Source organism: Methylibium sp. Root1272 (assembly GCF_001425905.1).
Taxonomy (GTDB): domain Bacteria; phylum Pseudomonadota; class Gammaproteobacteria; order Burkholderiales; family Burkholderiaceae_C; genus Methylibium.
The window spans coordinates 132,642-159,505 of sequence record NZ_LMDY01000016.1 but is presented as its reverse complement, the minus strand read 5'-3'; the positions used below and the strand labels follow the sequence as shown (position 1 = coordinate 159,505).

Sequence of the window (26,864 nt, the reverse complement as noted above, 5' to 3'; positions counted from 1 at the left end):
CGCGCGCCGCAACGCTCGCGATCCAAGGCCCCCACGCAAAGGATTCCCGCTCATGACCCTGCAGACCGCCTTCTTCCATGACGAGCGTTGCCTCTGGCACAGCACCGCGGGCGGCTTCGCGCTGATCGCGCCGGTGGGCGGCTGGGTGCAGCCACCGGCCGGCGCGGGACTGGCCGAATCCCCCGAGTCGAAGCGGCGCATGGTGTCGCTGATGCAGGTCTCCGGCCTTGCGAACAAGGTCGACCTGCGCAGCGCACCGATGGCCACCGAGGAAGACCTGCAGCGGGTCCATCCACCGGCCTACCTGGAGCGCTTCAAGGCGCTGTCCGACCAGGGCGGCGGCGAGATCGGCCTCTATGCGCCCTTCGGCCCGGGCAGCTACGAGATCGCCAAGCAGTCCGCCGGCCTCGCGCTGCACGCGGTCGACTCGGTGCTGTCCGGGAACCACCGCAACGCCTACTCGATGTCGCGCCCGCCGGGCCACCACTGCCTCGCGGACATGCCGATGGGCTTCTGCCTGCTCGCCAACATCCCGATCGCGATCGAGGCCGCGCGCGCACGCCACGGCGTGAAGCGCATCGCGGTGCTGGACTGGGACGTGCACCACGGCAACGGCACGCAGTCGATCTTCTACGAACGCGACGACGTGCTGACGGTCTCGCTGCACCAGGAAGGCTGCTTCCCGGTCGGCTACAGCGGCGCGCCGGACCGCGGGCAGGGCCGCGGCCTCGGCTACAACGTCAACGTGCCGCTGCTGCCGGGTGGCGGACACGACGCCTACCTGTACGCGATGGAGCGCATCGTGACGCCGGCGATCGACCGCTACCGCCCCGAGCTCATCATCGTGGCCAGCGGCTTCGACGCCAACGGCGTCGATCCTCTGGCGCGCATGCTGCTGCACAGCGAGTCCTACCGCCGCCTCTCGGAGCTGGCGATGGCGCTGGCCGATCGCCACTGCGGCGGCAAGCTCGTGGTGGTGCACGAGGGCGGTTACTCGGAGGCCTGCGTTCCGTTCTGCGGCCACGCGGTGGTGGAAACGCTGGTCGGCGAGCGCCTGGGCGTCGAAGACCCGTTCCTCCACTTCACCGGTGGCCAGCAGCCCAATGACCGCTTCGCCGCCTTCCAGCGCGGACTGATCGACGAGATGGCAGCCGACTTCGGCTTTTGAGCGACAAGGCGGCGCGACGGGGCCGCCATCGGCGCCCCGTCGCGTGCCGCTGCCTCAGGCTGCCGCGATCGTTTCGGCGCGCGCCGCCGCGTCCCGTGCCGGCAGCGGGCAGCTCTCATCGACCAGCTGGGCCACCTTGAGGATGCGCCCCAGTCCCAGCGCCATCGCACTCCACAGCAGCAGCTCGGTGATCTGCTCGTCGCTGAAGTGGCGCTTGAGATCCTCGAAATGCTCGGCCGTGACCTTGTGGTGATCGTTGCCGAAATGGGTCGCGAAGCGCACCACCGCGCGCTCCGCCGGCGTCAGCGTGCTCGCGTCGATGCCCGGGAGGGCAGCGACATCGGCCTCGTTGACTTCTGCCGTGTAGCGCACCGCCAGGCACAGCTGGCACTGCGTGCCGTTCGCGATCGCCAGCCGCGCGAGCTCGGTGATGCGGGCGCCCAGCTTGTTGTCGAACCAGATGCCGAAGTAGTACGGGAAGAAGCGCTCCGCATGCTCGGGCGCATTGCCCAGCAGGCCCATATAGCGCTCGAAATGCGGCATGAACAGCGGGTCGACCCGTGGATACAGGTCATCCGCGATCTTGCGCATGTAGGGCGAGAGCGCTTCCTTCTCGACGGTGCTGATCAACATGGGCGAACCTCCGGTGGGCTCCGCCGGACAGTCGGCAGAGCATGCAGGGCGATCCTAGCCAGCGCGCCGCTCGCTGCCTTGGCTGCACATGACCTGCCACTTGGTCAGGCCTGACATCGCCCGCCCTGCGGGGGATGTGCGGATTGCGCCGCGCCGCGGAGCCCTCCTATGATCGTCCGGACGAACCCTGGCCATTGGCGGCCGCGAAGAGGAGACGCGAAGTGGACAGGCAGATCTCATCGCTGGTCGATCGCTGGGAAGATCCCGCTGTCTGGTCGACGGAGCGCGTGGCGCCGAACAAGCAGTTCGATTGCTGGCGCGATTTCGTCATCGACGCGCACCTGCACTGGTCGATCCGGCCGATCCGCTGCGACCGCTTTCCGGCCTTCATCCGCCAGGGCCGCTTCGAAGGCTTTCGCGTCACCCACCTCACCTCCGCGCAGGGCGGCATCGTCGGCACGCGCGGCACGCGCGAGATGGCGCAGGACAGCGAGGCGCTCTACAACCTGATCTACATCGCCGAAGGATCGATCTGCCTGGTCATCGACGGCGAGGAGCTCACGCTGACGCCGGGCAGTTTCGCCCTCTGGGACAGCGCGAGGCCGATGACCTTCGTCACCGGCGCGGGCCTGCGACAGATCACGCTCGCGGTACCGCAGCGCCACCTGCACCTGGCATTGCCGCGAGCCGGTGATTTCGTCGGCCGCCGGATCGACGCCACCGGCGGCCTGAGCCGGCTGTTCGTCGATCACCTGATCTCGCTCGACGCCCGTTTCGGCGAGCTGCCGCACGGCAACGCGGGCCACGTGCTGCATGCCAGCGTGGAGCTGCTGGCCTCCACACTGAGTGCGCAGGCCGCGCCCTGCACCGGGCGCAGCGGGAAGATCGTGCTGCAGGGCGTCATGGCCTACATCGACCGCCACCTCGACGATCCGGAACTCGACACGCGCCGCGTCGCGAGCGACTGCGGCATCACCGAGCGGCATCTGCACCGGCTGTTCGAGCGTGCCGACACCACGGCGGCAGCCTGGATACGGCGTCAGCGGCTGGACCGCTGCCGCCAGGACCTGCGCGCGGCCGAGACCGCGCATCTGAGCATCACGCAGATCGCCTACCGCTGGGGCTTCGGCGACTCCAGCAGCTTCAGCAAGATCTTCAAGCGCGAGTTCGCCAGCAGTCCGAAGGACTACCGCGCGGCCGGCGGCTTCTCCAGCCAGGCTCTGCGCGCGTCCAGCGGCTGAGCCACGTAGGCGCGCATCGCGCTCACGCTGCCGTCGGACAGCATGGTCTCGAGGAAGCGTTCTCCCTCGAGCTTCAGGCCGGCCGCCAGGCTCGTGTCCGATCCTTCGTAGACCGCGCGCTTGGCCATCGCCATCGCGAACGGCGGCGTGAGCGCCATCTCGTGGGCGATCTGCTGCGCGCGCCGCAAGGCATCGTCGGCGAGTTCGTGCACCAGCCCCATCTCCAGCGCCACCGCAGGCTCGACGATGCGCCCGCGCAGGATGAACTCGATCGCCCGGCCCGCGCCGATCAGCCGCGACAGGCGCTGAGTGCCGCTGCCGCCGGGCAGGATGCCGAGCTTGACCTCGGGCAGGCCGAAGCGGAAATCGCCGCGCTGGGCGATCCGCAGATCGCAGGCCAGGCACAGCTCGAAGCCGCCGCCCATCGCGTCGCCGTTCATCGCCACGATGACCGGCTTGGGCAGGTCGCGCAGGCTCAGCAGCAAGGCGTGGTAGCCGTCGTTCAGCGCCGTGCCGGCCTCGCGCATGGCCGTGCGGTCCTCGGCATAGGACAGCAGTTCCTCGACGCTGTAGTGCGTGATGAAGCGGCCGGCCATGCCGCCGGACAGCACGACCGCCTTGATGGCGGGCTCACGCCAGGACTCGATGAGCCCGCCGAGCTCGGCCGCGCCTTCGGCGCAGAAGTAGTTCATCGGCGGGTTGCGGTAGATCGCGGTGACGACGCCGTCGTCCAGGGTGCAAGTCCAGAGGGACATCGGGGGCTCCTTCATCGATCAGTGGCCGGCGTCCGCCGGTTCGAGCAGGTGTGCGCGGCAGCGTCTCAGAACGCCACCTTGCCCACACCCTTGAGCTGCAGGATCTCGCGCGCCTCGGCGGGCGTCGCGATCTCCAGCCCCAGGCCTTCGAGGATGCTGCGCACCCGGCGCACCTGTTCGGCGTTGGAGCGCGCGAGCTGTCCCTTGCCGATCCACAGGCTGTCCTCGAGCCCGACGCGCACGTTACCGCCCATCGCAGCGGCCATGGCGGCGATCTTCATCTGGCTGGCGCCCGCGCCCAGCACCGACCAGCGGTAGTCGTCGCCGAACAACCGGTCCGCCGTGCGCTTCATGTGCATCACGTCGTCCGGGTGGGTGCCGATGCCGCCCAGGATGCCGAACACGGTCTGCACGAAGAACGGTGCCTTCACCAGGCCGCGCTCGACGAAGTGCGCGAGGTTGTAGAGGTGCGCGGTGTCGTAGCACTCGAACTCGTAGCGCGTCTCGTTGGGCGAGAGCTCGGTCAGCACGGTCTCCAGATCGCCGTAGGTGTTGCGGAAGATCAGGTCCTTGCTGCCCTCCAGGTAGGGTCGCTCCCAGTCGTGCTTGAACTCCTTGAAGCGCTGGAGCATCGGGAACAGGCCGAAGTTCATCGTGCCCATGTTCATCGAGGCCACCTCGGGCTTGAGCACCTTCGCCGGCTGCATGCGCTCCTGCACCGTCATGTAGGGCGAGCCGCCGGTGGTGAGGTTGACGACGGCGTCGCAGCGCGCCTTGATCGTCTTCAGGAAGGGTGTGAAGGCCTCGGGCCGCTGGTCGGGCTTGCCGGTGACGGGGTCGCGCGCGTGCAGGTGGATGATCGCCGCGCCGGCCTCGGCGGCGGCGATCGACGACTCGGCGATCTCCTCGGCCGTGACCGGCAGGTAGGGCGACATCGACGGCGTGTGGACCGCGCCAGTGACGGCGCAGCTGATGATGACCTTCTTCTGCTGGTACATGGACCTCTCCTCGGGAAGCGCATCGGGAACGCGATGCGCCGCGCTCGGGCGAACGCGTCGACCGACTCTCGCACAGAGCCCGGGAGGAAGGCGCCTAGGGAACTACCCTGCATCGCGGCGAGCCAACTCGCTCACCGCGACGACGATCGGACGAGGGATCAGCCGTAGGTCGACGGCCGCGGCGCGGCGCGGCGCCGCGCCCGCTTCTCGTGCGACTCGCCCGCACCGCCGGTCCGGTCCTTGCGCGTCCTGCGGGCCCCGAAGTACACCGCAGCCGCCGCCACCGCGATGGCGATCAGGCCGATCAGCTCGAGCATCGCCTCGCCCGCCGGCGGGCGCTCGTCCGCGACAGACTGGCTCGTCGCAGCGTGGGTCTTCCTGGCACCGTCGATGGGATGGCCGGGGGTCGCGAGGGGGGCGCCGTTTTGCATGACGCGCAGTGTAGGAAGGACGCTGGCCCGCTTCGGGCGGCGTTACACCGAAGAGTCGGTGGGTGTGGATTCTTGCCGAGGCGGCGCCGTTCTTCGGCACACGAGCAGCACCTCGTCGACACCGGCCGTCGGGATCATGCCGGGCACGAAGCGCAGTTCCTTCTGGAACCGCAGGCCGAGCGGCATCAGCACCTTGTTGTACCACCACAGGGCCCGCTCGCGACGGTGAGCGAGCCACCACATGCCCAGGTCGACCAGGCGCGACGACGGCGGCTGCATGCCGAACACCGCACTGCGCTCCAGCAGCAGATGGTGTTGCGCCAGCTTGGTGAGCAGGCGTTCGGGCTCGTAGCGGCGCTTGTGGCCGACGAAGTCGTCGAACGACGTCCATTGCTCGGGGTGCAGCGGCGTCGAGATCAGCACGGCCGCGCCCGGCTTCGCCACGCGCGACAACTCCGACAACGCGCCATCCTCGTCGTCCACGTGCTCGATGATGTCGAGGGCACACACCAGATCGAAGGAGGCCTCCGTGAACGGCAGTGCGGTCACCTCACCGAACACCACCTGCGCGCCGCGTTCGCGAAGCTTGCCGAGCGCCGGGGCGCTGATGTCGACGAACTGCGTGCCCTCGATCGGCAGGCGCGGCCGCAGTCCGGGCGCCACTTCGAGCCGTCGCCCCGGTCGAGGCAACAGCGACTGCACCAGCGGCCAGGTGTTGAAGCGCCGGGGCTCGATCAGGCGGGCGCCGGACCAGAGCGAGTCGTAGAAGCGACGATTCAGGTCGAGGAGTTCGCGGTCGCCGTGCGCCTGCGCAGGCTGGGTCTGCATCGTTCCTTCAATGTAGCACCGGCGATTCGTGCATCGATGGCCGACGCGACCTGCACAAGAAGAGAAGCCGGCGGTGGCACCTCGGTGCCACCGCCGGCTGGACGCTCGACGAGGAGATCGAGCGCGGTGATCGTTTCAGATCAGAGCGCGGCGTCCTTCAGCTTCTTCAGCGCGCGGGTCTTGATCTTGACCGTGGCGGGCTTGGCCGCGAAGACACGTTCCTGCTTGGTGAAGGGGTCGATGCCGGTGCGCTTCTTCTTGGCCGGCACGTTGATCACGTTGACCTTCAGCAGGCCCGGCAAGGTGAACGAACCCAGGCCCTTCTTGTGCACCGAGGCCAGGATGGTGGCTTCGAGCGAGGCGATCACGGCCTTGACGGCCTTGGTGTCGACCGCGGCGACTTCCGCCAGGTGGGCGATCAGGCTGGTCTTGTTGAGCGCCGTCTTGATGGGCTTCAGCGGACCGGCCGCGGCCTTTGCGGGAGCAGCCGCCTTGACGGCCTTCTTGGCAGGAGCCGCCTTCTTGGTGGGGGCGGCCTTCTTGATCAGGGACTTGGTTGCGGTCTTCTTAGCAGTTGCCATGGGGTCTTCGGATACCGGGAGTTGGGAAATCATTCGCCCGCGGCGCGGACCGGGCGGATTCTAGGGGCCTATGGCCGCGCGAACTCGGGGATGCGAAAGCGTTTGCGGTAGGCGCCGGGCGCCAGACCGGTGATGCGCTTGAACAGGCGCCGGAAGAAGGCGGCGTCTTCGTAGCCGACGCGCCAGCTGATGTCGTCGACCGGCGCATCGGTGCGTTCGAGGCGGCGCTTGGCATCCTCGATGCGCAGGCGCTGCACGTAGGCGATCGGCGCGATGCCCGTCGCCGCGGTGAAGCGGCGCTTGAAGGTGCGCTCGGCGAGCGTGGAGCGCTTGATCATCTCCTCCACCGGGTTGGCGACCGGGAAGTGCGTGGTCAGCCAGCGCTGCGCGCCCTCGATCTCGGCGTCGCCATGATCGACCTTGCCGTCGAAGCTGATGTACGGTGCAAGCCCATCATGGTGCCATTGCAGCGCATACAGGCGGGCCACCTCCTGCGCTTCGGCGGCACCGGCATGGCGCGCGATCAGGTACAGCACCATGTCGTGCCAGGTCGTCGACGCGCCCGAGCTGACCAGTTCCTCTCGCGAGCCCGAGACCACCAACACGCGCTCCGGATGGATCGTCACGGCCGGATGCGCGGCAGCGAATTCCCGGGCGTAGCCGAAGTGCACGGTGGCGTCCCTGCCATCGAACAGCCCGGTCTCGGCCAGCAGGAAGATGCCCGAGCACGCCGAGCACAGCAGCGCGCCGCGCTCGTGCATGCGCTGCAGCCAGGCGACCAGGCGCGGATAGCGTCCGCTCTGCCAACCCGCCCCGGAGACGAACAGCGACGGCACGATCACGATGTCGCTCGTCTCGATGCTGTCGATCGATCGCTGCACCTGGATCGGCACGCCGCTGGCGAGGTCCAGCGGGCCGACCGACTCGCCGACGATGTCGACACGAAACGGCTGGCTCGCGGTGCCGGCCGGCGAGCCCCTGAGGGCCCGCACGTTCATCACGTCGTAGATGCCCGCGAGCGTGGAAAGCGCCGCATCGGGCACCGCCAGCAACGAGATGTGAAGGCCGGCCGGGCGGGCGGGCGATGGCGCGAGGCTCGAACGTGAAGGCATGGTGCGGCGGGCTGGTGGCACGAACGGACCGATCTTGGGCGATTTCAGCTCTGCCATCAATCGGCGCGTCTCGCCAACATGCGTGCACTGTTCAACCGCGCCCTGTGGCGAGAGAGGAAATCAAACGATGGACACCCCCGTGATCGATACAGCGAAGGTCGAAGCCTTCGCGATGCGCGCCGTCGGCGACGTGGCCGCCGCCTACACCGGCGTGATGGTCAGCCTGGGCAGCAAGCTCGGGCTCTACCGGGCCCTGGCCGGTGCCGGCCCCCTGAGCGCCAAGGAGGTCGCCAAGCGCGCCGGCTGCGCCGAGCGCTACGTGCGCGAGTGGTTGAACGCGCAGGCCGCAGCCGGCTACCTCGGCTACCACGCGGTCAGCGACACCTACGAGCTGTCACCCGAGCACGCAATGGTGCTGGCCGACGAGGACAGCCCCGTCTACCTCCCGCAGGCCTGGAACGTGCCGGCCGCGATGTGGGCCGATGAATCCAAGGCGCTCGACGCCTTCCGCAGCGGCCGCGGCGTCGCCTGGGGCGAGCACGACGCACGCATGGCCTGCGGCGTGGCGGCGTTCTACCGCAACGGCTACCGCGCGAGCCTCGTGTCGCAGTGGTTGCCGGCGCTCGACGGTGTGGTGGCGCGGCTCGAGGCCGGCATCGCGGTGGCCGACGTGGGCTGCGGCCACGGCCACTCGACCTTGCTGATGGCCCAGGCGTTCCCGAACTCGCGCTTCTTCGGCTTCGACACGCACGCGGCATCGCTCGCCGAGGCACGGCGCCATGCGGCGGCGGCCGGCGCCGCGCAGCGGGTGGACTTCTCCGCCGCCAGCGCGGTGAGCTACCCCGACCATCGCTACGGCCTGATCTGCTTCTTCGACACCCTGCACGACCTGGGCGACCCGGTGGCCGCCGCGCGGCACGCCGCTGAAACGCTGGCACCGGGCGGCACGGTGCTGCTGGTCGAGCCGTTCGCGAACGACCGCGTCGAGGACAACCTGTCGACGGTGGGCCAGCTGTTCTACGCCGGCTCGTCGCTGATCTGCTGCGCCCACGCGATCTCCGAGGGCGGCACGCTCGTGCTCGGTGCGCAGGCGGGGCCGAAGCGCCTGGCCGACGTGTTCCGCAAGGCGGGTTTCACGCAGTTCCGGCGCGCCGCCGAGACGCCTTTCAACCTGATCTACGAGGTGCGCCGATGAGCGCCGACACGTCACGCCCTGCCGAACGGGCGGCTCCGCCGCGCGCGAGCTTCGCCGGGCATCTGATCCTGGCCTGCTTCATCGCGGCGATGCTGGCCAGCACGCTGCACAAGACCGTGTTCTCCACGCTGCCGATGAACGTCGACGCGGCCCCGGTGCGAGCGGGCTCGGGGGACGAGTCGCCCGAGCCCGCTGCGACGGCACCCGGGACCGGCGCGGCGGGTCGCCACGCGCAATCCCGCGCAAAGCGGCCCGCGCCGCCGATGCCCGTCAGGCGGCCAGCTTGAAGACGCTCACCACCGACGCCAGCTTCGAAGCCTGCTGCTTCAGGCTGTCGGCGGCGGCGGCGCTCTCTTCGACGAGTGCCGCGTTCTGCTGGGTGGCCTGGTCGAGTTGCGACACCGCGGTACTGACCTGGCCGATGCCGGTGGTCTGCTCGATGGTGGCCGCCCCGATCTCCGAGATCAGGTCGGACACGCGCTTGACCTGGACCACGATGTCGTCCATCGACGCCCGCGCATCGCCCACCAGACGGGTGCCCACCTCGACCTTCTCGACGCTGGCACCGATGAGTTCCTTGATCTCCTTCGCGGCGCTGGCGCTGCGCTGCGCGAGGTTGCGCACCTCGCTGGCCACCACCGCGAAGCCTCGTCCCTGCTCGCCGGCACGCGCGGCCTCGACCGCCGCGTTCAGCGCCAGGATGTTGGTCTGGAAGGCGATGCCGTCGATGACGCCGATGATGTCGGCGATCTGCCGCGAGCTGGCGGTGATGTCGTCCATCGTCGCGACCACCTGGCCGACGACCTGACCCCCCTTCTCCGCCGCACCGCTGGCGGAGCCGGCGAGCTGGATGGCCTGGCGCGCCGTGTCGGCGTTGGCCTTCACCGTCGCATTCATCTCTTCCATCGAGGCCGCGGTCTCCTGCAGGCTGGCAGCCTGCTGCTCGGTCCGGTGCGACAGATCCGCGTTGCCGGTGGCGATCTGGGCGCTGCCGGTGGCGATGCTGTCGCTGCTGGTGCGCACGCTGCCGACGATGCTGACCAGGCTGTCGTTCATCGACTTGAGCGCAGCCAGCAGCTTGCCGGTCTCGTCCCGCGCGCTGCCGTCGATGCTGGAGCGCAGATCGCCGGCCGCGACGGTCTGTGCCACTTCCATCGCCCGGTTGATGGGGCCGACGATGGCGCGGGTGATGACCCAGGCCAGCACGGCCGCCAGGGCCGCCGCCGCCACACAGGCGGCCAGCATCATGTTGCGATTGGCGGCGGCGTTGGCGTCGGCGCGTGCGACGTCGCGCTGGGCCACCACCACGCTGAGATCGATGAACTCGTTGGCCGACTTCACGAGCGCGGTCAACAGGGGGCGGCAGTCCGCATTCATCCGGGTCACGGCTTCTTCGCGCTTGCCCTGCAGGGCGAGGCCGACGATGTCGAGCGCCACCGGGCCGTAGCGGGATTCGACGCCATCGAGCTTGGCGAACAGCTCGCGTTCGTCGTCGCTCACGCCGGCCATCGAATCGAGCGCCTTCCTCAGGCGGGCCATCGACTCGCCGACCTTCTTGTGCGCCGCGGTCACGGCCGCCTTCTCGATCTCACTGTCGGCGGGCGTCGTGACCAGCACCAGGTTGCGCGCGCCGATGGCGCGGGCGTTGGCTGCGTCGAGCACGTCGTTGGCCATCGTGATGCGGACGGCCGTCTCGTCCACGTAGCTCGAGAACGACTGGTGCTCGCTGGCGAGGGCTCGAATGGCCACCCCGGAAACCACGAGCACGATGGCCGTGAGCAGGGCGAATGCCGTCGCGAGTTTGGATTTGACGGAAAGGTGTCTGAATTGCATGGGGCTCTCCGCAACGGTGATGCCCAAAGATACCGAGGTGGTGACAAGCCGATGGGCGGAAGAGACGGCTCTCATGCCGTCATCTTTGAACGCCTGCTCAATCCAGACAGTTTTCGACCGCGCGCGTGACACCGATCACGCTCAGTGGATAATAATGCGAATGCTTCTCATAATTATCCAAAATGCCTGCTAGCCGACGCCCCGCTCCTTCGCGCTCCCCGCTGCGTGATGCGACCTTGCTGATGCTCGGCACCGCACTCGCCATCACGGCCGCCGCACAAACGACCGGTGCCGAGGGCGTCCCGCCGGCCAAGGACGGCGCGCAGGAACCCGTCGTGCTGGACGCCATTAGGGTGACCGGCAGTCGCACGGATTCCTATGTCGCCAAGGACAGCGCCTCCGCGACGAAGCTGACGCTTTCTCCGCGCGAGACACCGCAGTCGATAACCGTGATCACGCGCGAGCGTCTGGAAGACCAGGGCCTCACTTCCTTGCGCGAGGTGCTCGACAACACGCCCGGCGTCTACTCCAACGCCTACGACTCCGAGCGCGTGCTGTTCTACTCGCGCGGGTTCCTGATCGACACGCTGATGTACGACGGCGTGCCGGCACTCTCGAACTTCAACACCGGCTCGATCGACGAGACGCTCGAGACGGCGCTCTACGAGCGCATCGAGGTCGTGCGCGGCGCAACCGGCCTGATGACGGGCGCCGGCAATCCCGCCGCATCGATCAACCTGGTGCGCAAGCACGCCGACAGCCGGACCGCGACGTTCGGGCTCGATCTCACCGCGGGTTCGTGGCACACCCGGCGTGCAGAAGCCGATGCGACGGTCCCGCTCAACGCAGACGGGAGCATCCGGGCTCGCGCCGTCGCGGTCGGCGAAGACCGCGATTCGTACCAGGCGCTCTACAACAAGCGGACCTACGTGCTGTACGGCATCGTCGATGCCGACCTGACGCCGGCCACGCGCCTGTCACTCGGTTTCGACCACCAGGACAATCGGCCGCGATCCAACACCTGGGGCTCGTTCCCGCTGTATCTCGCCGATGGCCGGTTGGCGGATTGGCCCCGCTCGGTGACCACCGCGACGGACTGGTCGTACTGGAACCGCAAGACGCAGACGGTCTTCGGCGAGTTGCGCCACGCCTTCGACAACGGCTGGACCCTGCGCTCGACCTTGAGTCATCGCCGCTACAGCGAGGAACAGCAACTGTTCTACGTGTTCGGCTACCCGGATCCGACGACCGGCACCGGCCTCGAGCCCTACGCCTACCGCAGCCGCGGCAAGATCACGGAGAAGTCGCTGGACGTCTACGCCTCCGGACCGTTCGAATTCCTGGACCGCAAGCACGAGCTCGTCGTCGGCTACAACGGCTCGCGGGCCAGGAACATCGGCACCGTGTTCGAGCCCCTGGGCACGCTCCCGGACCCCGGCAACTTCTTCGAATGGGACGGCAGCTATCCGGAGCCTGCCTTCGCCGAGGGAACGCCGCTCAACGACATCCGGACCGACCAGGACGGCCTCTACGCCGCCGGCCGGTTCTCGCTGGCCGATTCGCTGAAGCTCATCGCCGGCGCTCGTTTCGCGCGCTGGAAGATCGACTCTTTCTACCTCTACGACACGCCGGTCGATACGAAGTACAACTATTCCAAGACGATTCCGTATGCCGGTCTCGTGTGGGACATCTTGCCTCAGTACTCCGCGTTCGCGAGCTACACCGGCATCTTCAAGCCGCAGAACAACCGCAACGCCAACGGCCACTATCTCGATCCGATGGAAGGCCGCAGCTTCGAGGTCGGGCTCAAGGGCGAACACCTGGATCGAAGACTCAACACCGCGATCACGCTGTTCGAGACGCGCCAGAACAATGTCGCCGCCCCGGTCATCGATCCCGGCACGGGTGACCCCGAGCTGCTGCCGGACGGCGGGGCCGTCTCGCAGCCCATCAAGGCGAACACGCGGGGATTCGAGATCGAGGCTGCGGGGCGGCTGACCAGCGAACTGCAAGGATCCTTCGGGTGGACTCGTTACCTGACGCAGAACGGGTCGGGGCAGGCGGTGCGCACCTTCATCCCGAGCACCCTGGTCCGCCTGTTCGCGACCTGGGAGCCGCGGCGGCTGGTCGACCACCTCAGTCTCGGTGCCGGCGTGAACTGGCAATCGGCCAGCAGCACCGTCGTCGGTTCGCCCAGCGGTCCGGCCGTGCTGCGCCAGGGCAGCGTCGCGCAGGTGTCGCTGATGGCCCGCTACCAGTTCTCGCCGAACGTGTCGGCGCAGTTCAACGCCGACAACCTGTTCGACAAGAAGTACTACGTGCTGGACGAGTACGACAACACGTACTACGGGGCGCCCGCCAACTACTCGGTGACGATCAGGCTGTCGTACTGAAGAGACTGCGAGACGTCACGCGGACACCCGGCTGACCGGCGCCTCGCGCTCGGCCAGCCAGGCCTCGAACGCCGTCACGGGCATCGGCCGCCCGAACAGGAAGCCCTGCAGCTCGTCGCAGCGGGCCTCGCGCAGCAGCGCCGCCGCACGCGGCTCCTCCACGCCTTCGGCCACCACCTGCAGGCCGAGCGCATGGCCCAGGCCGATGATGGCCATCGTGATGGCGCGATCGGTCGGGTCGGCCAGCATGTCGTGCACGAACGAGCGGTCGATCTTCAGCTTGTCGATCGGGAAACGGTTGAGATAGGCGAGGCTGGAGTAGCCCGTGCCGAAGTCGTCGATGGACAGCCCGACGCCCAGGTCACGCAGCGTGTGCATCTGGCACAGGTTGCGCTCGGCGTCGTCCATCACCATCGACTCGGTGAGCTCGAGCTCCAGCACGCCGGGCGGCACGCCGTGCCGGAGCATGCTGGCGCGCACCTGCTCGGTCAGGCCGTCGTCGCGCAGCTGGCGCGCCGACAGGTTGATCGACACACCGAACGACGGCAGGCCTTGCGCGCGCCACGCGGCCACCTGCCGGCAGGCCTGCTCGATGACCCAGGCGCCGATCGGCACGATCAGCCCGGTCTCCTCGGCCAGCGGGATGAAGTGCGCCGGCGACACCAGGCCGCGCTGCGGATGCTGCCATCGCAGCAGGCCCTCGACGCCGAGCAGCACGCCGGCGGCTGCGCTCACGCGAGGCTGCCAGTGCAGCTCGAACTGCCCCAGCTCCAGCGCACGCCGCAGGTCGGCGTCGAGCTGCATGCGCGATTCCGCGCGCTGCGTCATCTCGGCGGTGAAGAACTCGGCCGCGTCCTTGCCGCCGGCCTTGGCCTGGTACATCGCCGTGTCGGCGTGCTTCATCAGCTCGTCGATGTCGGTGGCGTCGTCCGGGAAGATGGCGATGCCCACGCTGCACGACACGTGCAGCTCCGCGCCCTCGACGAGGTGCGGCTGGCGGATCAGCGGGATCAGCCGCTGGTCGACGATGTGCGTGACCTCGTCGATGTGCTGCACGCCGTTGAGCACGATCACGAACTCGTCGCCACCCAGCCGGCTGACGGTGTCGCCGGCGCGCACCGCTTCCAGCAGGCGCCGCGCCACCGAGCGCAGCAGCCCGTCGCCGATGTGGTGGCCCAGCGAGTCGTTGATGTCCTTGAAGCGGTCGAGGTCGATGAACATCACCGCCACCTGCTGCCCGCTGCGCTGCGCCTGCTGCACGGCCATGCGCAGCCGCTCGGTGCACAGCGTGCGGTTCGGCAGCTCGGTCAGCACATCGTGGTCAGCCAGGAAGCGGATGCGCTGCTCGCTCTTCTTGCGGTCGCTGATGTCGATCGACGTGAAGATGTAGTGCGAGATGTCGCCCTGCGACTGCCGCACGGCGTTCACCACCAGCCAGGCCGGGTACTCGCTGCCGTTGCGGCGACGCACCTGCAGCTCGCCCTGCCAGGTGCCGCGCTGCGACACGCTCTGCCAGAACGCGGCGCTCTGTTCGTCCGACTGTTCGACGGCCAGCATCAACGACGGCTTCTCGCCCACCACCTCCTGCAGCTCGTAGCCGGTGTGGCGCGAGAACGCCTGGTTCGCAGTCAGGATGCGGCGCTGCGCATCGACGATCAGGATGCCTTCGCTGGAGGCCTCGAACACCTTGGCCCACAGCTCGAGCCGTCGCTCCATCAGCTTCAGGTGATTGATCGGGGCGAACGCGGTCAGCACGGCGTCCTGGCCCTGGTAGCGCACGCGCCGGGCCGACAGCACCGCCCAGGCCGGCTCGGCCCCGGCGCCCCAGCGAACCTCGAACTCGTCGACCGCACCACGGTCGGCCAGTTGCTGGAAGAAGCGCGCCCGCACCGACGAATCGAGACCGTGCTTCCAGGGATCGGAGCGATGACCGGCCAACCAGGCCTCCGCGGGCGGGTTGGCATGCAGCACCTCGTGGCCCGGCACCGAGGTCACGACCAGCGGGATGGGCGTGGCCTCGACCAGCGCGCGCTGGGCGTCTGCCGCGCGGGCGCTGGCGGCCAGTTCCTTCTGCGTCTCGCGTTCCTGGTCGAGCTGCGCGAGCATGTCGTTGAAGCCGACCACCAGCCGGCCGATCTCGTCGCTGCTGTTCCACTGCGCGCGCCGGGTGTGGTCGCCCGTGAGTCGCACCGTGTCGGTCACTTCGGCCAGGTGCCGCAGCGGCATCGCGATCTGGCGGGCGACGAAGTAGACGATCGCCAGGATCGCGCACAGCAGCGCCAGCGCGGTGCCGAGGTGGATCCACATGCGGTGGTAGAGGCTCGCGACGCGCGCGTCGAGCAGCCCGTCCATGGCGCCGCCGGCCACGGCCCAGGCCGCCTGCAGTTCGTGCACCAGGCCCGCCTGAGCCGCGTGCACGCCGGCCAGCGACTGCGGCGTGGCACCGCTGTCGATCAGCAGGCGCGCGCTGCGCCGGTAGGCCTCCAGCGCGGCCTGCAGGCGCTCCTGGGCGGGCCGGAGCTGCGTCTTCAGCGCCGGCCCGCCGGCCGCATAGGCCTCACTGTGGTCGGTGTCGATGCCCTGGCGGGTCGCGTCGAGCTTGCCTTCGAGGATCAGGTACTGCGTGCGCGCCTCGGCCATGCCGGTGCCCGCGGTGACCTGGGCCGCCAACTGGGTCCCGATGCCGTCGATGGTCTCGAGCAACTCCGGGTAGCGCAGCACGATCAGCGACATCGTGTAGTAGCTGTCGAGGTCGGGGTCCAGGATCAGGTTGGACTGGTTGCCGACCCGCGTGATCAGGTCACGCCCGCGCGCCAGCACGTCCGACTGGGCCTTGCGGCGTTCGCTGGGTCCGGCCGTGGCCAGCACGCCATAGGCGGCGGCCAGCGCGGCGCTCGGCTCCTCGCTCTGCATGCCGGGACCGTGCGCCCGCTCGGTGCGCAACAGGGCGGCCTGGCGCTCCGAGAGCCCGGTCGCGCCGGTGGCGGCCGGCCCCAGCGCAGCATCGATCAGGCCATCGCGCATCTCCGCGATGTAGGCGTTGCCGGCGATCTCCTTGCGCGCGAAGTCGATCGCGATGAACTTCTCGTTGATCAGGATGCTGCTGACGAAGATCACCGCCGTGAGGTCCAGCAGGTAGATCAGCATCAGCTTGCGACCGACGCTCAGGCGGGACAGCAGGCGACTGAAAGGGTTGGTGTTCGTCATGGGGCGTCGGAAAACAGCGGACCAGCGCGCCTGATCCGGTGACACCGGGACAGCACTCGGAGCTCTTCGGCAGAAGCGGGGACAACTTGACCCGAGAGCCCTGCCCTCGATCCTCTCGCGCCGCCGCGGACGCTGGCTTACGCCCTCGGACTGCCCTCGCCGCTGTGCTCTGCGCCGACGAAGCCCCCTTCTGGCCGCCGGTTCTTCGACATCGGCATGCCGGCCTCGGCACCGCCGCCCCGCGAACCCGTTTCGAGCACTGACGTGGATGCCACCTCTCGCTGAAGGAACGCGAAACCGCACTGCCTCTGCTTGGCTCGGTACATGGCGGCATCGGCGCTCTCCAGCAGCGCTTCGGCGGTCACGCCGTCGATGGGCCAGGATGCAATGCCGATGCTGGCACGCACGCGCACCCGCAGCGTACCGATCCTCGCGCTGGCCGACACGGCGCCGACCAGCTTGCCCGCCAGTCTGCCGAGTTGCCGGCTTCCCGGCACGCCGTGGATCAGGCAAGCGAACTCGTCGCCGCCCAGACGGCTCACCACGTCCTGCGCACGCAACGCCCGCGTCAGCCGCGCGGCGACGATCCTGAGCAGCTCATCGCCGATGGCATGCCCGTGTGTGTCGTTGATCAGCTTGAAGCCGTCCAGATCCAGGTACAGCACCGCCATCGTCTGGGCGCTTCGGCGGGGCGCCTGGGATATCGCATCTCGCAGCCGCGCGTGAAAGTTGCGGTGGTTCGGCAGCGATGTCAGGCTGTCGTGCAGGGCCAGATGCCGGGCCTGCTCTTCACCCCCCTGGGCGCAGATCAGCTCGGCTCGCACCTGCGCCAGCATCGCTCGAGCCTCCTGCAGCGAATGCTCTAGCTCCTGGCGACCCTTGCGCTCGATCCCCAGCAGGTGGTGGAGCTGGTCCAGTGCCTCCACGCACTCCAGCACGCCGGTCCGGACGCGCAGCGCCGGCCCCGGCATCTGCAGCGCCTCCGGCGTCGCAGACCAGGTCAGGCGATCCTTGACCGTGTTGAAGAGCGCGTCCCAGTCTTCGGCCGGTATCGGTAGTGAATGATGCGTCGGGGACGCGCCCACCAACGCCGCGCACGCATCGACGGCGGGCTGTTGACCAGGTGCCTGACGCGCCAATGAACCCACAGCCTTCAGCTTCGCCAGGCCGACCCGCAGAGGTCTCGTGTTCACCTCTGCATCGCCGGGCCGCCAGTCATCGGCTCCATGTCCTTCATGTCCACCGTGCCGCTGCTGTTCTTCTTCATCTTGTCAAACGCGGCCTCGTGGTGCTTCATGAATTCTTCCTTGGACACCATGCCGTCGCCGTTGGCGTCCATCATCTTCGCGCCCTTGCCGTCCTGCATGCCCATGCTCTTCTTCATGGGCGTGCCGTCGGACGGCGCGCTGGCAGGCTGAGCGACGCCGATGGCGCCGATGACGCCCATCGCCACGGCGAGGGGGAGAGAAAGCAGCTTGTTCATGGAGAGGCTCCAGTGTGATTCGGTGCACGGACATTGAGCGCGCCCCGCGCAAACGTCTGTGCGGCTCCGAACCGAGGCGCGATCGATGCGCGCTAACGCAGCGTGCCTGCGATGCGGTCGATCCCCGTCGGCGCGAACGCGAGCGGCGCTCGAGACGATCTCAACATCGCGAACTCGCGGCGCGCCACCGTGGCCGCATCGAGCCGATGGTCCTGCGGGTACAGCTCGTGGGCCCAGTCGAGCAGGTCGAGGAAACTGGCCCGGCCCGCGCACGGCCGGTGTCGGGGCATGCGCAGGGCCGTCGAAGGACAGCTCAGCGCATCACCTCGGCATAGGCCTGGCGTTCAGCCGCGTAGCAGCTGCAAGCCGCCGCTTCGAGGCCCTTGCGATCGACCACCTTCAGGTCGCCGCGGCGGTACTCGATCAGGCCGCTACGCTGCAGGGCGCTGGCTGCGGTCGTGATGCCGACCCGGCGCACGCCCAGCATGTAGGCGAGGAACTCGTGGGTCACGCGGAAGCGGTCGGAGTGAGCGCGGTCCTGGCTCATCAGCAGCCAGCGGGCCAGGCGCGGCCCGATCGCGTGAAACCGCAGGCAGCTGGCCGATGCCGTCAGCTGCGCCATCAACACATGAACGTAGCGGAGCAGACCCTGCTGCAACGCGTCGCTGCGGCCCAGTTCGCGCTTGAAGGCCTTGGTCTCGACGCGCAGGGTGCTGCCCTCGCCCTGCACCAGCGCACGCAGCGGCGTCGTCGCGACACCCAGGGCCAGCTGCGCCCCGAGCATGCCCTCGCGCCCCACCATGCCCACCTCGAGTCCCGGGTGCAGGTCGACGGCGGTCAACAGCGAGATGAAGCCCTCGGTCGGAAAGTAGACATGGCGCGTCGGTTCGCCGGCCTCGCACAGCACTTCGGCCAACACCAGCGGGACGGGCTCGCAGACGGACAGCAGGCTGAGACGGTCCTTGCGCGGCAGCAATTCGATCAGATGGTTCTCTGTGGTGGCCACGCAGGCTCTCCGGCAGGTCGGGGACCCGGATCGCGGGACTCGGCCCAGTCTGAGCGAGATCACGCCGCGCGACTGTGCCGCAGCGTACATAGGTGCGAAGCACGCGGTCCGGTCGCGGAGTGCGCTACGTTGCAAGCCGATCGGGCAGCAGCCGGTCGTACTCCTTCTTGACGACCGCATAGCACTCGCAGGTGCGCTGCTCCAGGCCAGGGCGGTCGAGCACCGTGATGCGGCCACGGGCGTAGCGGATCAGGCCCGCCTTCTGCAGCTTCAGCGCCGCCTCGGTCACGCCCTCGCGGCGCACCCCCAGCATGTTCGCGATCAGCTCCTGCGTCATCGATAGTTGATTGCCCTGCAGGCGATCCAGGCTCAACAGCAACCAGCGGCACAGCTGCCGGTCGAGTGAATGGTGGCGGTTGCACACCGCCGTCTGCGCCATCTGCGTGATCAGCGCCTGGGTGTAGCGCAGCAGCAGGTGCAGCACGGGGCCGGCGCGGTTGAACTCCTGCTTCATCACGTCGGCCGCCAGGCGGTAGCCCAGCCCTGCACTCTGAACGACCGCGCGGCTCGGTGTGGACCCGCCGCCCATGAACAGCGAGACACCGACGATGCCCTCGCGCCCGACGACCGCGATCTCGGCCGAGGCGCCGTCTTCCATCACGTACAGCAGCGACACGATGGCCGTGGTCGGAAAGTAGACATGCGAGAGCGTGCGGCCCGGTTCGTACAGCACCTGGCCGAGCGGCAACTCCACCGATTCGAGCTGCGGCTGCCAACGATGCCACTCGGCCGGCGGCAAGGCGGCGAGCAGATGGTTCTTCCTGGGATCTGGCATGTCGGCCATCTGGAAACTCCGAGGCCGGCCCATGTCGAAGCAGGACAGCCTTGCAGGCGCCAGCGTCCCGAATCTAGCGCTTTCCCGGCATCCGGTATGTTCGATAGCGTACAGAGCGAATCGCCGGATGGCGATGGGTTCGTGGTCGCGGCGGACGCGGAGTTCGACGGTCTGCCACGTCCGCAAGGTGCTCCAGCAGACAGACGACCATCGGATTCGGGCGTAGCTTTCTGCCGCCGATCCTGCATCGGCTGACGGCCTCGCGCCGCTCGACGCTTCCGCCTTCCCGGAGTAACTCTTGACGACCCTGCAAAACGAACCTGCGGCGTGCGCCCACGCGGAGTTGGCACAACTGCGCATCCGCGTGATCGCGCTGGAGAATCTGGTGATCAGCCTGCTCGCCGACACCTCGGAGCGCCAGCTCGCGATCGCCCGGGACATGGCGACCTACATCTCACCGCGGCCGGGCTTCACGCCTCACCGTCCGACGGTGCATGCGGCCGCCCAGATCATCCATCTCGTCGGCCGAGCCCGTCATTTCCGTCCGATGGCGCCGTCCCGACGGTCGCGATGACACGCCGGGCGCACCCGCCGAGCGCCTAGATGTCCCTGGCGCAATGGTCCCTGTTCGTCGGCGCGCTGCTGGTCACCATGGTGCTGGCCGGCACGCTGCTGGGCCGGCTGCCGCTCAGCAGCGCGATGGTCTACCTGGCCCTGGGGTGGCTGCTCGGGCCGCAGGGCGTGGACGTGCTGCGGCCCGACCCGCTGGCACACGCCCACATCCTGGAGCGGCTCGCCGAGGGTGCGTTGCTGATCTCGCTGTTCGCCGTCGGCTTGCGGCTGGGCGTGCCGCTGAGCGACCGCCGCTGGCGGCTGCCGCTGCGCCTGGCCTTCGTGTCGATGGCCGCCATGGTCGCCATGGTCACCGCCGTCGGCGTCTGGATGCTGGCCTTGCCGCTAGGGGCGGCGGTGCTGCTGGGCGCCATCCTTGCGCCGACCGATCCGGTGCTGGCCAGCGGCGTGCCGTCGGACGGCGGCTCTCACCCTGATCGGCTGGGCTTCAGCCTGGCCGCCGAGGGCGGCCTCAACGACGGCGCCGCCTTCCCGTTCGTGATGCTCGGGATCGGCTTGCTGGGCCTGCACGATCTGGGATCCGGCCTCGTCCGGTGGTGGAGCATCGACCTGCTGTGGGCCACCGCGGGCGGCGTGGCGATCGGCGGTGCGCTGGGCGCGGCGACCGGGCGCCTGGTGGTTCATCTGCGCAGCCGCCACCAGGAAGCCGTAGGGCTGGACGAGTTCCTCGGGATCGGGCTGGTCGGCATGGCCTACGGCGTGGCCCAGATCTGCATGGCCTCGGGCTTCCTCGCGGTATTCGCCGCAGGCCTTGCACTGCAACGCGTGCGCGAGCGGCCCCGTCCCGACACGCAGCCACTGCACGCCGCCGCAGGGCTGGAGGGTCACTCGTACGACATGCTGGCCACGCACTCGCACCATGCGAGCGCCACCATGCGGGATTCGGTCCAGGCCTTCAACGAGCAACTCGAGCGGCTCGCCGAGCTCGCCCTGGTGCTGGTGGTCGGCGCCATGCTGGCCTATGCCCAGCCCTTGCCGGCGGCTTGGTGGTTCGTGCCGCTGACCCTGATGGTGCTGCGCCCGCTGTCGGCCCTGGCCGCGACGACGGGCGAGGGGCTGGTCGGGTCGCAGCAGGCGATGATCGGCTGGTTCGGCATCCGCGGCATCGGTTCGGTGTTCTACCTGCTGTTCGCACTGCGATCGGGGGTCGACGGCGCGCTGGCCGACACCCTGGTGTCGCTGACCTTGTGGACCGTGGCGGCGTCGATCGTCGCGCACGGCTTGACCGCCCAGCCGCTGATGCAGCGCTATCTGCGCACGCGCAGGCGCGCCGGGGCCCGACACGACCCCGATGAACGGCCCTCCTGAGAGGCTCGCTCCGTTCGGCAGCGAACCGACGCTCGAACACCGGCAGCGCATGCTCATCGCGATGAACATTCCCGAAAATTCGCGTGCCCTTCGGCACGCGGGCTCGAACGTCCTGCGCCAGGCGGCCGGACAGGCATCCCATGCGGACACGAGTTCGGCCTGGAACCACTCGTCGGGCCATCGCGAATCGCAGTCCGGCGAGGAGCGCATCCACAAGCTGGTGATCGCCGTCGAGCAGGCCTGCACCTCGGATGTCGCCACGGTGAACGTCGGTGCGGAGCTGTTCTGGAGCCGTGCACGCGCTGTCGACGACAGCGCCGCAGACCCGACGGCCCCCCGCGAGCTGGACCGCATTGCCCACGCATCGCTGGCGGAGGCCGTGAGCGCATCCACGATCGGCGCGCTGCTGCTGGACCGCCATGCGCTGGAGCAGCGCCTGTACCTGGACGTTCGAAGCAAGGCCGCCGACTGGGGCCTTGCGGTGAGCGCGGTGGCGGTCCGCGAGGTCACTATCCCTGCGATCCTTCAGTTCGACAACGAGACCCGCCTGGTGATCGCCCTCAAGCAACGCGTGATGCAACACCGCGCAGACCGGACACTTCACGCCGTGGGCTTGTCGTCAGCCCCTGCGAAGGATGAGACGTGAGTTCGCAGAGCGGCACGGTGAAGTGGTTCAACGAGAGTCGGCGCGTCGGGCTCATCACGCCGGACGACGGCAGCGTGGATCTGTACGCCCACGTGGACCAGATCGACGGGGGCGGCTTCAAGGGCCTGTTCGAGAGCCAGCGCGTGCGGTTCGACGTGAAGCTGGACGAGAAGGGCCGCAAGGCCGTGCACATCTGCCCGCTCTAGGGCCCGTCAACGCTACCGGGCCAGCTGGACACGCGCCTTCTCGATGAGTGCCCGGGCTTCGTCGCGGCGCCCGGCGTCGGCGATCTGGCGGCCGGGGCGCGCGGGCGCCTGCAGCGCCCGCTCCAGGTAGGCCAGCGCGTCGGCCGGCCGCTTCTGCTCGAGCAGGAACTCGCCATAGAAGAAGTTCGGATCGATGCCCTGCGGGTTGAGCTTCAGGGCGGACTGCATCAGCTCATCGGCCTTCTTCTTGTCGCCGAAACCGATCGGCCAGCCGGGCACCTTGTAGTAGAGGACGCCGAGGCTGTTGTACGCCGAACCGTCGAGCGCCTCCGGGTTGATCTTGATCGCCTGCTCGTACAGGCCCTTGGCCTGCTTGACGAGACCGAGCGCGCCCAGACCGCCCTTCTCGCCCGCCAGTGAACTGACGACGATGCCCTCCCAGACCAGCGGTTCGCTGCGCCCCGGGTTGGCCTCGCTGTACTGGTGCGCCTTCGCGACCAGGGCCTCGTAGCGCTTCTCGCGCTCCTTCGGCGGGGTCTGGTAGCGCGTCACCTCCCACTCGTGCTGGACCTCGGTGACGGCGTCCTCGACCAGGCCGGCCCGCAGCGCGGTGGCGTTGAGCGCGAGCACGAGCCCGGCGATGAGGAACAGGGGGTGGCGTGCAGACATCGTCGTTCTCCTTGAATCGTTACGCGGCGCCTCAGGCACCCGACAGCGCCAGCCGGTGCTGCTTGAAGGCGCCGTCGAGCGCCGCGGGGGCGAGGCCGTTGACGCACACGGCCAGCTTCTCCGGCATGCCGAGGAAGCGTTCGGCCGCGCCGCTGCGCAGCAACTGCAGCAGCGCTGCCGCCACGTCCTCGGGGCGGTCGACCGCCGCGCCGGTCTTGTGGTTGTAGGCCTCGACCTCCGGCGCGTTGAAGCCGGTCTCGGTGACGCGCGGCCCGAGATACTGCACGCGCACCGGCGTGCCGGTCAGCTCGCGTCGCAGCGCCTCGCTGAAGCCGCGCAGGCCGAACTTGGTGGCGCTGTAGACCGAGAAGCCCGGCAGGGCCAGCCGACCGAGCACCGAGCCCACGTTGAGCACCGCCGCGCTACGCTGCGCCTGCAGCCCCGGCAGCAGGGCCCGCGTCAGCAGCATCGGCGCCACCAGGTTGGTCGTCACGGCCTGCAGGATGTGCGCATCGTCCAGCGCGCCCAGGGGCCCGAAGCTCGCCACGCCGGCGTTGTTGACGAGCACGTTGGCGCGACGGGCCAGCGCCACACGCCGCACCGCTTCGACGCCGGCGCTGGTCGTGAGGTCCGCGGCCAGCACCTCGACGCGCCGAGGGTCGTCGGGGTGGGTCTCGAGTGCCCGCGCCAGGGCCGCCAGCCGGCCGGCATGGCGGCCGACGAGCAGCAGGCGCGCGCCGGCCTCGGACAGCGCGCGCGCCACGGCCGCACCGATGCCGCCCGCGGCGCCGGTGAGCACCACGCTGCAGTCCTTGAGTTCGAGGCCCATCACGCGGCCCGGGCCGTGGCTGGGGCCACGGCGGTTGTGGCGCGCGGCAGCGGCAGGCTGCGGAACACGTCGCCGTAGAGACGGTAGAAGGCGCGGGCCGCGTGCACGATGGCGTCCTGATCGGCGCGGTCGTCCAGCCTATCCATCAGCAGCTCGAAATGCGCCGTGTGCTCCTGGTCGAGCGTGCCGTGCGACCGCAGGTAGCTGAAGGCGGCGTCGGGCAAACGCAGGTTCGCCTGGATGCGATCGGCCGCCATCAGCGCCAGCGAGACGCTGGTGCCCTCGAGCACGTGCACCATGCCGAAGAAGCCCAGCGGATTGCCGCGCGCGATGGTGTCGTAGGCATAGGCCACCATCACCTCGGTCGCGTGGCCCGGCGTGCCGCGGCGCACGGCGTCCGAGTCGCCACCGCAGGCGGCGATGTCGTCGAGGATCCATTCGTCGTGCCCGCGCTCTTCCTCCACGTACTCGTCCAGCGCGTCGGTCAGCCATGCCGGCCGCGACGACCCCACGCGCGCGCGGCAGGCCTGCAGCAGGGGCACGGTGTGGCGCACGTGGTGGTAGGCCTGCGTCAGGAAGGCCAGGTAGCTGTCCTGCGAGACCTCGCCGCGCAGGCAGCCCTGGATGATGGGAATGCTGACCAGCTCGCCGCGTTCGGCGGCGGTGTCGCGAAGAAGTCGGGCGTGAAAGCTCATGAATGCGAGGGCTCCGGAAAGAAGGGCGAAGGGAGCGCATGGGCCGCCAGCGCATCGCGGTGCAGTTGCTCGATGGCGGCGCGCTGCGGCCGGCCGTTCGCGGTGGCGAGTCCGGCGTCGGTGTCGAAGGCCGCGCGGGCGCGGACCCAGTGGCGCACCCGCGCGTAGTCGGGCAGGCCGGCATTGGCCTCGTCCACCGCCGCCTGCAGCGCCGCGTCGGGCGCGTCCGCGCGCAGCGGCCACAGCACCGCGGACAGCGCCGGCTGGCCGTCACCGAACACCACCGCCTGGCCGATCGGCAGCAGGCCGCCGACCAGGGCGCCCTGCAGCGCCGTCTCGACCCATTCGGGCGACACGTTGCGGCCATAGGCCGTGATCAGCACCTGCTTCTTGCGGCCCTGCACGTGCAGGAAGCCGTCGGCGTCGATCGTGCCGAGGTCGCCGCTGGGCCACCAGGCCGGCGGTGGCGCCTCGCTGCCGAGGTAGCCGAGGAACGCGCTCCCCGCCACCTCGATCTCGCCGCCGGCGGCGATGCGCAGGTGCGCGTGCGGCAGCGGCCGGCCGGCGCTGCCGGGTCGATCGGCACCCGGCAGGTTCAGCGTCTGCACCGACGCGCCCTCCGACAGGCCGTAGCCCTCGAAGGCCGGAATGCCGAGCTCACGCGCCGACTGCAGCAGCGGCGCACCGACCGCGGCGCCGCCCACGGCCACCAGCCGCAGTGAGGCCGGCGCGCGCCGACCGGTGGCCCGCAGCCACATCGTCCAGGCCCGCAGCATCTGCGGCAGCAGGATCAGGCTGTGCGGCTGCCACGACTCGACCGCGTCCTGAAGCCGCGCCGGATCGAACCGCGATGAGCCCTGCAGCCCCACGCTTTCCAGCGGCAAGGCGATGCAGGTGGCCTCTCGAAGCCGAGGTGCCATGACGCCGGCGATGTTCTCCAGCAGCACCGCGAACGGCAAGGCGCTGAGGTGGCGGGTGATGTCCAGCGCGGCCGTGGCCTCGCCGATCGCCTGTGCCACCCGGTCCATGGCGGCCTGGCCCAGGCACACGCCCTTCGGCGTGCCGGTGGTGCCGGACGTGAAGGTGATCTTGGCCGTACCGGCCGGCATCGCCACCGGCGCCGCCGGGAGGCGCAGTGCGGCGATCGGCTCGGTTCCGGGATCGAAGCCGAGCGGCTCGGGCGCGGCACCGGGAAAGCCGGCCGCGGCAGCCGGAAAGGTCCACAGCGTATCGACGCCGGCCGAGACCAGCGCATGCTGCAGTTGCCCTCGCGTGAAGAAGCCGGGGAGTGGCACATGCACGACCCCGGCCCGCGCCGCGCCCGCATCGGCCACGAGCCAGGCGATGCCGTTGTCGAGCAGCGTCGCCAGCACGCGCGTGCCGCCCGCCCGCAGGGCCTCGGCGACAAGGTCCACGGCCACCTCGAAGCGCGCAGCCGGCCAGGCGTCAGGCTGCCCCGACGCCAGCGTTTCCACGAGATTCATCGGTCGGCGCCTCGCGCCCGCTCGGCCAGTCGACGCATGGCGAGCGGCAGGTGGCCGGCCAGCACGACGGGATGGTGGTCGTAGTAGCGGCCCCAGTCGTGTGCGGCTTGGCCGAGACGGGCCGGGTCGGCCGCTCCGAGCGCCCTCGGCACCACGCCCATGCGCGTGAACAGGTGGCGCAGCTCTTCGGTCAGGGTGCTGACGACCCATTCGACCTGCAGCCCCGCCAGGTGCTGCGCCAACCGGAGGATCAGGCGCCGGCCCTCGCCGGCGCGGACGGCGGCCAGGTGGCCCACCTCGACGATGCGCTCGCGCGGCGGCCGCGCGGCATCCACGGCCAGGGCGTGCTCGATCGGCACGTCCAGGTAATGTTCGAGGAACAGCGGCTGCGTCGCGACGCGGTAGCCGGCCGCGGCCAGCACCGGGGCATCGGGATCGGCAGCGTCACGCAGGCTCACCAGCACCGGCGCGAACTGGCGGACACGCGCGCCATAGCGTTCGTCGTAGACGCGGCGGATGAACTCCTCGACGCGGGGCCGCGCGGGATCGCCGACGCCGTGGCAGGCGAAGTGCGGCGCCGGACAGGCTGTCTCCTCGACATCCTGCGAGCTGGGACCGGCGGCAAACTGGGCGATGCGCATGAACACTCCTTGGAGGCCCTCATGCTCGCGGTACGACCTTAAGCAGACGTTAAG

The 26,864-nt window shown here is 69.4% G+C and carries 28 protein-coding genes; 9 read left to right on the top strand and 19 right to left on the bottom strand.

Annotated elements, in window-relative coordinates; genetic code table 11:
* Window positions 1–52 precede the first annotated feature (52 nt).
* A complete protein-coding gene (locus ASC67_RS16305; RefSeq protein ID WP_056323714.1) occupies window positions 53–1,168 on the top strand; it encodes a class II histone deacetylase in 1,116 nt (371 codons plus the stop codon).
* Between the two features lie 54 nt (window positions 1,169–1,222).
* Here the strand turns inward: ASC67_RS16305 and ASC67_RS16300 are convergent, their stop codons facing one another.
* Window positions 1,223–1,801 (bottom strand): carboxymuconolactone decarboxylase family protein, encoded by a 579-nt coding sequence (locus tag ASC67_RS16300; protein WP_056323711.1) that lies wholly within the window; start codon window positions 1,799–1,801, stop codon window positions 1,223–1,225.
* Between the two features lie 221 nt (window positions 1,802–2,022).
* Between ASC67_RS16300 and ASC67_RS16295 the strand changes: the two genes are divergently transcribed.
* Complete coding sequence (locus tag ASC67_RS16295) at window positions 2,023–3,042, top strand: helix-turn-helix domain-containing protein (RefSeq protein ID WP_056323708.1); 1,020 nt, start codon at window positions 2,023–2,025, stop codon at window positions 3,040–3,042.
* Here ASC67_RS16295 and ASC67_RS16290 read toward each other — a convergent pair.
* The 6 genes from ASC67_RS16290 to ASC67_RS16265 all read right to left on the bottom strand — a co-directional run bounded on the left by ASC67_RS16290 (window position 2,988) and on the right by ASC67_RS16265 (window position 7,747).
* Window positions 2,988–3,797, bottom strand: coding sequence for an enoyl-CoA hydratase/isomerase family protein (locus tag ASC67_RS16290; RefSeq protein ID WP_056323704.1), 810 nt, complete (start codon window positions 3,795–3,797; stop codon window positions 2,988–2,990). The two genes, ASC67_RS16295 and ASC67_RS16290, sit on opposite strands and share 55 nt — an antisense overlap.
* 65 nt (window positions 3,798–3,862) lie before the next feature.
* Window positions 3,863–4,795, bottom strand: a complete 933-nt coding sequence (locus ASC67_RS16285; protein ID WP_056323701.1) for a 3-keto-5-aminohexanoate cleavage protein — start codon at window positions 4,793–4,795, stop codon at window positions 3,863–3,865.
* 158 nt (window positions 4,796–4,953) lie between these two features.
* On the bottom strand, window positions 4,954–5,226 hold the full coding sequence (locus ASC67_RS16280; RefSeq protein WP_056323698.1) for a hypothetical protein: 273 nt from the start codon (window positions 5,224–5,226) through the stop codon (window positions 4,954–4,956).
* A 42-nt stretch (window positions 5,227–5,268) separates the two neighbouring features.
* Window positions 5,269–6,054 carry a class I SAM-dependent methyltransferase gene (locus ASC67_RS16275; protein WP_056323696.1) on the bottom strand — a complete coding sequence of 262 codons (786 nt, stop codon included), beginning with the start codon at window positions 6,052–6,054 and terminating at the stop codon, window positions 5,269–5,271.
* 140 nt (window positions 6,055–6,194) lie between these two features.
* Complete coding sequence (locus tag ASC67_RS16270; RefSeq protein WP_056323692.1) at window positions 6,195–6,635, bottom strand: HU family DNA-binding protein; 441 nt, start codon at window positions 6,633–6,635, stop codon at window positions 6,195–6,197.
* A 68-nt stretch (window positions 6,636–6,703) separates the two neighbouring features.
* Entirely contained in the window at window positions 6,704–7,747 is a 1,044-nt protein-coding gene (locus ASC67_RS16265) for a GlxA family transcriptional regulator (RefSeq protein WP_056324219.1), read from the bottom strand.
* Window positions 7,748–7,874: 127 nt separating this feature from the next.
* Here ASC67_RS16265 and ASC67_RS16260 point away from each other — a divergent pair, with 127 nt between their 5' ends.
* Together ASC67_RS16260 and ASC67_RS16255 are read left to right on the top strand one after the other, a co-directional pair.
* Window positions 7,875–8,942: a methyltransferase domain-containing protein gene (locus ASC67_RS16260; protein WP_056323689.1), complete on the top strand. Its 1,068-nt coding sequence runs from the start codon at window positions 7,875–7,877 to the stop codon at window positions 8,940–8,942.
* Window positions 8,939–9,229, top strand: coding sequence for a hypothetical protein (locus ASC67_RS16255; RefSeq protein WP_056323686.1), 291 nt, complete (start codon window positions 8,939–8,941; stop codon window positions 9,227–9,229). The genes ASC67_RS16260 and ASC67_RS16255 overlap by 4 nt, the downstream gene beginning before the upstream one ends.
* On the opposite strand, the gene ASC67_RS16250 is transcribed toward ASC67_RS16255, so the two are convergent.
* Entirely contained in the window at window positions 9,213–10,775 is a 1,563-nt protein-coding gene (locus tag ASC67_RS16250) for a methyl-accepting chemotaxis protein (protein WP_056323683.1), read from the bottom strand. The genes ASC67_RS16255 and ASC67_RS16250 overlap by 17 nt on opposite strands.
* A gap of 242 nt (window positions 10,776–11,017) precedes the next feature.
* Between ASC67_RS16250 and ASC67_RS16245 the strand changes: the two genes are divergently transcribed.
* Window positions 11,018–13,168 carry a TonB-dependent siderophore receptor gene (locus ASC67_RS16245; protein WP_056323680.1) on the top strand — a complete coding sequence of 717 codons (2,151 nt, stop codon included), beginning with the start codon at window positions 11,018–11,020 and terminating at the stop codon, window positions 13,166–13,168.
* 15 nt (window positions 13,169–13,183) lie between these two features.
* On the opposite strand, the gene ASC67_RS16240 is transcribed toward ASC67_RS16245, so the two are convergent.
* The 6 genes from ASC67_RS16240 to ASC67_RS16215 form a co-directional block, all read right to left on the bottom strand.
* Window positions 13,184–16,375: an EAL domain-containing protein gene (locus ASC67_RS16240; protein ID WP_056323677.1), complete on the bottom strand. Its 3,192-nt coding sequence runs from the start codon at window positions 16,373–16,375 to the stop codon at window positions 13,184–13,186.
* A gap of 137 nt (window positions 16,376–16,512) precedes the next feature.
* On the bottom strand, window positions 16,513–17,523 hold the full coding sequence (locus ASC67_RS16235) for a GGDEF domain-containing protein (RefSeq protein ID WP_156466802.1): 1,011 nt from the start codon (window positions 17,521–17,523) through the stop codon (window positions 16,513–16,515).
* Between the two features lie 41 nt (window positions 17,524–17,564).
* On the bottom strand, window positions 17,565–17,858 hold the full coding sequence (locus ASC67_RS16230; protein WP_056323671.1) for a hypothetical protein: 294 nt from the start codon (window positions 17,856–17,858) through the stop codon (window positions 17,565–17,567).
* 92 nt (window positions 17,859–17,950) lie between these two features.
* Window positions 17,951–18,148: a hypothetical protein gene (locus ASC67_RS16225; RefSeq protein ID WP_056323667.1), complete on the bottom strand. Its 198-nt coding sequence runs from the start codon at window positions 18,146–18,148 to the stop codon at window positions 17,951–17,953.
* A 23-nt stretch (window positions 18,149–18,171) separates the two neighbouring features.
* Complete coding sequence (locus tag ASC67_RS16220) at window positions 18,172–18,864, bottom strand: Crp/Fnr family transcriptional regulator (protein WP_056323664.1); 693 nt, start codon at window positions 18,862–18,864, stop codon at window positions 18,172–18,174.
* A gap of 124 nt (window positions 18,865–18,988) precedes the next feature.
* Window positions 18,989–19,708 carry a Crp/Fnr family transcriptional regulator gene (locus ASC67_RS16215; protein ID WP_056323660.1) on the bottom strand — a complete coding sequence of 240 codons (720 nt, stop codon included), beginning with the start codon at window positions 19,706–19,708 and terminating at the stop codon, window positions 18,989–18,991.
* 289 nt (window positions 19,709–19,997) lie between these two features.
* On the opposite strand from ASC67_RS16215, the gene ASC67_RS16210 reads away from it, so the two are divergent.
* The 4 genes from ASC67_RS16210 to ASC67_RS16195 are packed head-to-tail and all read left to right on the top strand — an operon-like array spanning window position 19,998 to window position 22,492.
* Window positions 19,998–20,273 (top strand): hypothetical protein, encoded by a 276-nt coding sequence (locus ASC67_RS16210; protein WP_056323657.1) that lies wholly within the window; start codon window positions 19,998–20,000, stop codon window positions 20,271–20,273.
* A gap of 29 nt (window positions 20,274–20,302) precedes the next feature.
* Entirely contained in the window at window positions 20,303–21,640 is a 1,338-nt protein-coding gene (locus ASC67_RS16205; protein WP_056323653.1) for a sodium:proton antiporter, read from the top strand.
* Window positions 21,624–22,286 (top strand): SPFH domain-containing protein, encoded by a 663-nt coding sequence (locus ASC67_RS16200; RefSeq protein WP_156466801.1) that lies wholly within the window; start codon window positions 21,624–21,626, stop codon window positions 22,284–22,286. The genes ASC67_RS16205 and ASC67_RS16200 overlap by 17 nt, the downstream gene beginning before the upstream one ends.
* Window positions 22,283–22,492: a cold shock domain-containing protein gene (locus ASC67_RS16195; RefSeq protein ID WP_056323648.1), complete on the top strand. Its 210-nt coding sequence runs from the start codon at window positions 22,283–22,285 to the stop codon at window positions 22,490–22,492. Before ASC67_RS16200 ends, ASC67_RS16195 begins: the two co-directional genes overlap by 4 nt.
* Before the next feature lie 12 nt (window positions 22,493–22,504).
* Here the strand turns inward: ASC67_RS16195 and ASC67_RS16190 are convergent, their stop codons facing one another.
* From ASC67_RS16190 to ASC67_RS16170, 5 genes are read right to left on the bottom strand one after another with little or no spacing between them, the layout of a single operon-like run.
* On the bottom strand, window positions 22,505–23,161 hold the full coding sequence (locus ASC67_RS16190; protein WP_056323644.1) for a hypothetical protein: 657 nt from the start codon (window positions 23,159–23,161) through the stop codon (window positions 22,505–22,507).
* Between the two features lie 31 nt (window positions 23,162–23,192).
* Window positions 23,193–23,990 carry an SDR family oxidoreductase gene (locus tag ASC67_RS16185; protein WP_056323640.1) on the bottom strand — a complete coding sequence of 266 codons (798 nt, stop codon included), beginning with the start codon at window positions 23,988–23,990 and terminating at the stop codon, window positions 23,193–23,195.
* Entirely contained in the window at window positions 23,990–24,685 is a 696-nt protein-coding gene (locus ASC67_RS16180; protein WP_056323636.1) for a TenA family transcriptional regulator, read from the bottom strand. Before ASC67_RS16180 ends, ASC67_RS16185 begins: the two co-directional genes overlap by 1 nt.
* The gene (locus tag ASC67_RS16175) at window positions 24,682–26,169 is read right to left on the bottom strand and encodes an AMP-binding protein (RefSeq protein ID WP_056323633.1); all 1,488 of its coding nucleotides are present in this window, start codon (window positions 26,167–26,169) and stop codon (window positions 24,682–24,684) included. The genes ASC67_RS16180 and ASC67_RS16175 overlap by 4 nt, the downstream gene beginning before the upstream one ends.
* Window positions 26,166–26,810, bottom strand: a complete 645-nt coding sequence (locus ASC67_RS16170; protein ID WP_056323630.1) for a thermostable hemolysin — start codon at window positions 26,808–26,810, stop codon at window positions 26,166–26,168. The genes ASC67_RS16175 and ASC67_RS16170 overlap by 4 nt, the downstream gene beginning before the upstream one ends.
* Between the last annotated feature and the right edge of the window lie 54 nt (window positions 26,811–26,864).